At 73.4% G+C, this 7,288-nt stretch carries 9 protein-coding genes; all 9 read left to right on the top strand.

Going from position 1 to position 7,288, the window contains the following annotated elements; all coding sequences use genetic code 11:
• The first annotated feature begins 21 nt into the window (after window positions 1-21).
• A complete protein-coding gene (gene pcaH / locus ACFWGZ_RS20890; protein ID WP_382453207.1) occupies window positions 22-759 on the top strand; it encodes a protocatechuate 3,4-dioxygenase subunit beta in 738 nt (245 codons plus the stop codon).
• On the top strand, window positions 752-1,246 hold the full coding sequence (locus tag ACFWGZ_RS20895) for a protocatechuate 3,4-dioxygenase subunit alpha (protein ID WP_382453208.1): 495 nt from the start codon (window positions 752-754) through the stop codon (window positions 1,244-1,246). The genes pcaH and ACFWGZ_RS20895 overlap by 8 nt, the downstream gene beginning before the upstream one ends.
• Complete coding sequence (locus ACFWGZ_RS20900) at window positions 1,243-2,415, top strand: lyase family protein (RefSeq protein WP_382453209.1); 1,173 nt, start codon at window positions 1,243-1,245, stop codon at window positions 2,413-2,415. Before ACFWGZ_RS20895 ends, ACFWGZ_RS20900 begins: the two co-directional genes overlap by 4 nt.
• The gene (locus ACFWGZ_RS20905) at window positions 2,405-3,166 is read left to right on the top strand and encodes an alpha/beta fold hydrolase (protein WP_382453210.1); all 762 of its coding nucleotides are present in this window, start codon (window positions 2,405-2,407) and stop codon (window positions 3,164-3,166) included. Before ACFWGZ_RS20900 ends, ACFWGZ_RS20905 begins: the two co-directional genes overlap by 11 nt.
• Complete coding sequence (gene pcaC, locus ACFWGZ_RS20910) at window positions 3,163-3,504, top strand: 4-carboxymuconolactone decarboxylase (RefSeq protein ID WP_382453215.1); 342 nt, start codon at window positions 3,163-3,165, stop codon at window positions 3,502-3,504. Before ACFWGZ_RS20905 ends, pcaC begins: the two co-directional genes overlap by 4 nt.
• A complete protein-coding gene (locus ACFWGZ_RS20915) occupies window positions 3,501-4,157 on the top strand; it encodes a 3-oxoacid CoA-transferase subunit A (RefSeq protein WP_382453211.1) in 657 nt (218 codons plus the stop codon). Before pcaC ends, ACFWGZ_RS20915 begins: the two co-directional genes overlap by 4 nt.
• The gene (locus tag ACFWGZ_RS20920; protein ID WP_382453212.1) at window positions 4,154-4,789 is read left to right on the top strand and encodes a 3-oxoacid CoA-transferase subunit B; all 636 of its coding nucleotides are present in this window, start codon (window positions 4,154-4,156) and stop codon (window positions 4,787-4,789) included. Before ACFWGZ_RS20915 ends, ACFWGZ_RS20920 begins: the two co-directional genes overlap by 4 nt.
• Window positions 4,786-5,976: a 4-hydroxybenzoate 3-monooxygenase gene (locus ACFWGZ_RS20925; RefSeq protein WP_382453213.1), complete on the top strand. Its 1,191-nt coding sequence runs from the start codon at window positions 4,786-4,788 to the stop codon at window positions 5,974-5,976. The genes ACFWGZ_RS20920 and ACFWGZ_RS20925 overlap by 4 nt, the downstream gene beginning before the upstream one ends.
• A gap of 64 nt (window positions 5,977-6,040) precedes the next feature.
• Window positions 6,041-7,129 carry a winged helix DNA-binding domain-containing protein gene (locus ACFWGZ_RS20930; RefSeq protein ID WP_382453214.1) on the top strand — a complete coding sequence of 363 codons (1,089 nt, stop codon included), beginning with the start codon at window positions 6,041-6,043 and terminating at the stop codon, window positions 7,127-7,129.
• Window positions 7,130-7,288 lie beyond the last annotated feature (159 nt).

Consider the following 7,288-nt stretch of genomic DNA (forward strand, 5'->3'; position numbering starts at 1 on the left):
CCGTCCCTACCGTCCGGACGTGTGACGAGCAGCCAGCACGAGATCAGCGACGAGATCGCGAGGATCCACGCGCAGGCGCCGGGAGGCGCGCCGCTGCTGGACTTCGCTCCCTACCGCAGCACGCTGCTGCGTCACCCCACCAAGGACCTCCAGCTCGTCGACCCCGAGGGCGCCGAGCTGGTGGCCCCGGTGTTCGGCCACTCCGACGTGGACCCGGTCGAGGCCGACCTGACCGTCCAGCGCGGCGGTGAGCCGATCGGCGAGCGCATCCGCGTGCACGGCCGGGTCCTCGACGGCGACGGGCGGCCGGTGCGCCGCCAGCTCGTCGAGATCTGGCAGGCCAACGCCGCCGGCCGCTACTCCCACCAGGGCGACCAGCACCCGGCACCGCTCGACCCGCACTTCACCGGCGTCGGCCGGTGCCTCACCGACGACGACGGCCGGTACTCGTTCACCTCGATCAGGCCGGGCCCCTACCCGTGGCGCAACCACCACAACGCCTGGCGGCCCGCGCACATCCACTTCTCGCTGTTCGGCACGGACTTCACCCAGCGCCTGATCACCCAGATGTACTTCCCCGGCGACCAGCTGCTGGCGCTGGACCCGATCGCCCAGTCGATCACCGACCCCGCCGCGCTGGCGCGGCTGGTCGCCTCCTACGACCACTCGCGGTCCGAGCACGAGTGGCTGCTCGGCTACCGCTGGGACATCGTGCTGACCGGCAGCCACGCGACCTACCTGGAGCCCACCGATGACTGAGGCCACCCCCGGCCAGACCGTCGGCCCGTTCTTCCACCACGCGCTCGCGTTCCCCGGCGACTGCGAGCTGGTGCCGTTCGGCTCGGCCGGGTCGGTGGTGCTGCACGGCCACGTCCTCGACGGCGCCGGTGCCCCCGTGCCGGACGCGATGATCGAGATCCGCCAGGCCGACGCCTCCGGTGCAATGCCGCGGGCGGGCGGGTCGCTGCGGCGGCGCGGCGCCGGGTTCACCGGCTGGGGCCGGTCCTGCACCGACGCCGCCGGACGCTACTGGTTCAGCACCGTCGAGCCGGGCCTGCCGTTCTTCGCGGTGACCGTGTTCGCCCGCGGCCTGCTCGACCGGTTGTTCACGCGCATCTACCTGCCGGGCGCCGCCGGGGCGGTCGACGGGCTGGTGGCCTCGCGCGAGGACGACGGCCGGCTGCGGTTCGACGTCCACCTGCAGGGGCCGTCCGAGACGGTGTTCCTCCGGTACCCGCGGACGTGACCGTGCTGCCCGGTTCCCAGCGCGCCGCCGGTCTCGTCGACGACGCGGCCCTCGTGCGCGCCCTGGTCGAGGTGGAGGTGGCCTGGGCGCGCGTGCTCGGGTCCCCGATCTCGGTCTCGGTGCCGGAGCTCGACCCCGCCGAGGTCGAGGCCGCCGGCAACCCGGTCCTGCCGCTGGTGTCCGCGTTGCGCGCGCAGGTGTCCGTCCCGATCCACACCGGACTGACCAGCCAGGACGTGCTCGACTCCGCGTTCATGCTGCTGGCGCGCGAGGTGGTGGCGCGCGTGTCGGCGGATCTGGACCGGGTGGCGGCCGCGCTGGCGGCGCTGGCGGCGGAGCACCGGTCGTCGGTGATGGCGGGGCGGACGCTGACGCAGTTCGCCGTGCCGATCACGTTCGGGCTCAAGGCCGCCCGGTGGCTCGTGGGCGTGCTGGACTCGCTGGACGAGCTCGGCCGCCTGGTGCTGCCGGTGCAGTGCGGGGGTGCCGCGGGCACGCTGTCGCGGGCCGGTGCCGAACCGCTGGAGGCGGCCCGGTCGTTCGCCCGGCACCTGGGGCTGGCGCCGTCGATGCCCTGGCACACCTACCGGGCGCCCGTGACGCGGCTGGGTGACGCGCTGGTGCGGGTGTGCGACGTGCTCGGGGTGCTCGCCGGGGACGTGCTGACGCTGGGGCGGCCGGAGATCGGCGAGGTGTCCGAGGGCGCGGTCGCCGGGCGGGGCGGGTCGTCGACGATGCCGCACAAGCGCAACCCGGTGCTGTCGGTGCTGGTGAACTCCGCGGCGTTGCAGGCCCCGCAGCTGGGGGCGCAGCTGCACCTCTGCGCCGCGAGGGCCGTGGACGAGCGGCCCGACGGGGCCTGGCACGCGGAGTGGCCCGCGTTGCGGTCGTTGCTGGAGCTGGCGGTGGTGGCCTCGGCGCAGGCGGCCGAGTTGGTGGAGGGGCTCGAGGTGCACGCGGACGTGATGTCCCGGCGGGCCTCGGGTGCGGCTGCGGAGTTGCTGGCCGAGGCCGGCGGGGGAACGGACCCCCGCGGCTACCTCGGGGCGGCCGAGGCGTTCGTGGACGAGGCGCTGCTGCGGAATCGATCCCGACTGGGCCCCCTCCGGGGGGAGCGCGAAGCCCCCACTCCCATCGTCTCAAGGGGGTCTGACGAAAATGGCGCCTGAGCTCGGTCTGACCCGTCTTGCCGGGTCCGGGTCATCCGAACGGCTGACCGTCGTGGGCCCTTCCCTCGGCACGCCGGTCGCGTTGCTGTGGCGGGAGTGCGCCCAGGCCCTCGCCCGGGAGCTGGACAGCGAGGTCATCGGCTGGGATCTGCCCGGCCACGGCGCCAGTCCGCCCACCGCCGGCCCGTTCACCGTCCGGGACGTCGCCGGCGAACTCCAACGCCGCGTCACGGAGCTGGGCAGGGGCAGGCCCGCCGCCTACGCCGGGGTCTCGTTCGGCGGCGCGGTCGGGTTCGAGCTGGCGGCCGGGCACGGCGGACCGTTCGACGCGGTCGTGTGCATCGGTGCGGCGCGCCGGATCGGGCTGCCCGCGATGTGGCACGAGCGGGCCGCGCTGGTGCGGACGCGGGGGACTCCGGTCGTGGTCGAGGGGTCGGCGCAGCGGTGGTTCGCGCCGGGGTTCGCCGGGCGGCGGCCGCAGGTCGCCGGGGCGTTGCTCACGGCGCTGGCCGGCACCGACCGGGAGTCGTACGCCCGTGCCTGTGAGGCGCTGGCGGAGTTCGAGGGCGGGAGGTCCGCCACACCGGTCCGGGTGCTGGTCGGTGAGCACGACGTGGTGGTGCCGCCGGACGGGGCCGACCGGGTGCTGGCCGGGTGCGGGCACCTGCCGCCGGCGGAGGACCCGGTCGCGGTGGCGCGGGTGGTGGCCGAGGTGCTGGAGGAGATGCGGTGTCCTACGACGACGGCATGAAGGTGCGGCGCGAGGTGCTCGGTGACGCGCACGTCGACCGGGCGGCACCGGACGAGTTCACGCGCGACTTCCAGGAGTTCATCACCCGGTACGCGTGGGGCGAGGTGTGGACGCGGCCGGGGCTCGACCGGCGGACGCGCAGCGCGGTCACGCTCACGGCGCTCATCGCGCGCGGGCACTGGGACGAGCTGAAGCTGCACGTCGCCGCGGCGGTGCGCAACGGGCTCACCGAGGACGAGATCGGCGAGGTGATCCTGCAGAGCGCGATCTACTGCGGTGTGCCGTCGGCGAACCACGCGTTCGCGGTCGCGCGGCAGGTGCTGAAGGAGGGCGTGTGAACGTTCACAGCACCGCGCGGGAGGCCGTGGCGGACACGCCCGACGGCGCGACCGTCCTCATCGGGGGGTTCGGCGCCGCCGGGGAACCGGTGCAGCTGATCGAGGCGTTGCTCGACAGCGGGGCGGAGGAGCTGACCGTGGTCAGCAACAACGCCGGCGCCGGGGACGAGGGGATCGCGGCGCTCATCCGCGAGCGGCGGGTGGCGAAGGTCGTGTGCTCGTTCCCCCGGCAGGCCGACTCGCGGCACTTCGACGCCGCCTACCGGGCGGGGCGCATCGAGCTCGACCTGGTGCCGCAGGGCAACCTCGCCGAACGGATCCGCGCCGGCGGCGCCGGCATCGGGGCGTTCTTCACGCCCACCGGCTACGGCACGATGCTCGCCGAAGGCAAGGAAACGCGCGTGATCGACGGCAAGGGCTACGTGCTGGAGTACCCGATCAAGGGCGACGTCGCGCTCGTCAAGGCGCACCTGGCCGACGAGGTCGGCAACCTCGTGTACCGCAAGACCGCGCGCAACTTCGGGCCGATCATGGCCGCCGCGGCGATGACCACCGTGGTGCAGGTCGAGGAGTTCGGCAACATCGACCCCGAACACGTCGTCACGCCGGGCATCTACGTCGACCGCGTCGTCCACATCGGACGCGTCTCGTGATCGGCCGGACAGCGCTCGCGAAGCTCGTCGCGGCCGACATCCCCGCCGGGTCGTTCGTCAACCTCGGCATCGGGCAGCCCACCGAGGTCGCCGACCACCTCGCCCCGGACAGCGGGGTCGTGCTGCACACCGAGAACGGCATGCTCGGCATGGGACCGCAGGCGCACGGCGACGACATCGACCCCGACCTCCTCAACGCGGGCAAGGTCCCCGTCACCGAACTGCCCGGCGCCTCCTACTTCCACCACGCCGACTCGTTCGCGATGATGCGCGGCGGCCACCTCGACGTGTGCGTGCTCGGCGCGTACCAGGTGTCGGCGCGGGGCGACCTCGCCAACTGGCACAGCGGCGCGCCGGACGCCATCCCCGCCGTCGGCGGCGCGATGGACCTCGCCGTCGGCGCGAAGCAGGTGTTCGTGATGATGAAGATGCTGACCCGCGACGGGAAGCCCAAGCTGCTCCCCGAGTGCACGTACCCGCTCACCGGGCTGCGGTGCGTCAGCCGCGTCTACACCGACCTCGCGACGTTCCTGATCACCGGGACCGGCGTGGTGGTGCGCGACCTGCACGGCATCGGGTTCGACGAGCTCCAGGCACTGCTGGACGTCCCGCTCACGAAGGAGCCCTCATGACGCGCACCAGGGTCGGCATCGTCGGGGCGGGGCCCGCGGGCCTGATGCTCTCACACCTGTTGTCCCTCAACGGGATCGACAGCGTCGTGGTCGACCACCGGTCCCGGCGGGAGATCGAGAACACCGTCCGCGCCGGCATCCTGGAGGCCGACAGCGCGCGGCTGCTCGTCGACAGCGGCGTGTCCGACCGGGTGCTGCACGACGGGCACCCGCACGAGGGCATCGACCTGCGCTTCGGCGGCGAGAGCCACCGCGTCGACTTCCGGGCGCTCGTCGGCGAGCCGGTCTGGCTCTACCCGCAGACGGACGTGTTCGTGGACCTCGCGAACGCCCGTGAACGCGACCACGGCGACGTGCGGTTCGGCGTCAGCGACACCTCGGTCGACGTCACCGGGCCCGCGATCCGGTTCGTCGACGCCGACGGGCACCGGCAGGAGGTGCGCTGCGACCTGCTCGTCGGCGCGGACGGCTCGCGGTCGATCTGCCGCGCCGAGGTGCCCGAGGCCTTGCGGCGGCACAGTTCCCGCGAGTACCCCTTCGCCTGGTTCGGCATCATCACCGAGGCACCGCGCAGCGCCCCCGAGCTCGTCTACGCGCACTCGCCGCGCGGGTTCGCGTTGATCAGCCAGCGCACCGAGACCCACCAGCGCATGTACTTCCAGTGCTCCCCGGACGCCGACCCCGCCCGGTGGTCCGACGACCGGATCTGGGAGGAGCTCCAGGCGCGCGTCGCCGGCCCGGACGGGTTCGTGCTGAAGGAGGGGCCCATCACCGAGAAGACCGTGCTGCGGTTCCGGTCGTTCGTCGCGGAACCCCTGCGCCACGGCAGCCTGCTGCTCGCCGGCGACGCCGCCCACACCGTGCCGCCGACCGGCGCCAAGGGCCTCAACCTGGCACTGGCCGATGTGCGCGTGCTCAGCGAACTGGTCGAACGCGCGCTGCTCAAGAAAGACTCCGACGCGCTCGACGGCTACGGGCCCCGCGCGCTGGACCGCGTCTGGAAGGCGCAGCACTTCTCGTACTGGATGACGACGATGCTGCACGCCCTGCCCGGCGCGTCCGCCTTCGACGTGCAGCGGCAGCTCGGCGAGCTGCGGTCCGTCGTCGGGTCGGAGGCGGGGTCGAGGTTCCTCGCGGAGGGGTACACCGGCAGCTGGGGCCAGTCCCGCGGGTCGCGTCCGCGATAGCCGGGGGGCGCCGGGGACAGGCCCGCTCGAGCCGGGCTCGAGCGGGCTCGTCGAGACTGGCCCGATGGACATCGCGGCGCTGCGCCTCGGGAACGTCGGGCAGCTCGATTCGGCGGAGGACGTCGTCCGGTCGCTGGGAGCCGTGCAGGGCCAGGACTACGGGCAGTCGCTGTGGGCCATCGGCCTGCGCACCGCGTCCGGGCGGATCGCCGACGTCGAGAAGGCGTTGCAGGACGGCAGCATCGTCCGCACCTGGCTGCTGCGCGGGACGGTGCACTACGTGCCCGCCGAGGACGTCCGGTGGATGCTCGGCCTCTTCAGCGCGCGCTACCTCGCCCGCCAGACCCCCAAGGTGTGGCAGTACCACAACATGACGCCCGAGCTCATGTCGTTGGCGCGCAAGACGTTCGTCGACGCGCTCACCGGCGGCGGCTGCCTCACCCGGCGCGAGATGATCGACCTGATGGCCGATGTCGGCATCCCCGACGACCGGCAGCAGAGCTACTTCACGTTCCTCAACCTCGCCCAGGAGGGCGTGGTCGTGCCCGGACCGCCGCGCGGCAAGGAGCAGACCTTCGTGCTGCTCGACGAGTGGGCGCCCCACCAGCGCACGCTCGAGGGCGACGACGTGCTGGCCGAGCTGGCCACGCGGTACTTCGGCTCGCACGGCCCGGCGACCCTCGCGGACTTCGCGAACTGGTGCGGCATCGGCGTGCGGGAGGCCGCGCGCGGGTTCGAGGCGGTCAAGCCGTCGCTGGTGTGCGAGCGGTTCGACGGCAAGGAGTACTGGCTGCCGCCGGACCTGACGCCCGGCTCCGGCGCGTACCTGCTGCCCGCCTACGACGAGCTGGTGATCGGCTACAAGGACCGCGGCGCGTTCTTCACCCGCTACGACGAGATCCCGATCTCCACCTACAACGGCATGTTCTACGCGACGATCATCGAGGACGGGCAGATCGCCGGGCTGTGGCGGCGGGTCCTGAAGAAGACCTCGGTGGACGTGGAGCTGCAGCCCCTGCCGGGCTTCGACGCCGGGCGGCTGGCCGGGCACGTCGCGCGGTTCAGCGCGTTCCTCGGCCTGCCGGTGCGCGTCGTCGTGAAGGACCCGCCCGCGGCCGGGTCGTCGAAGGTCAGCTGGCGCTCCCGCACCTGAGGACCTCGACGGTCCCCGCCGCGTGACCGGGCGGCACGGCCGCCGGCGCGTCGGCGAGCGCCGCGCCACCGGACCGTCGATCGAGCGCACCTTCCGCACCACGTCGTCGTGCGGCCTGTGCGGCAAGGCGAGCCTCGACGCCATGCGCACCACCGCGAC

It is taken from the genome of Lentzea sp. NPDC060358 (assembly GCF_042725365.1).
Lineage (GTDB): Bacteria > Actinomycetota > Actinomycetes > Mycobacteriales > Pseudonocardiaceae > Lentzea.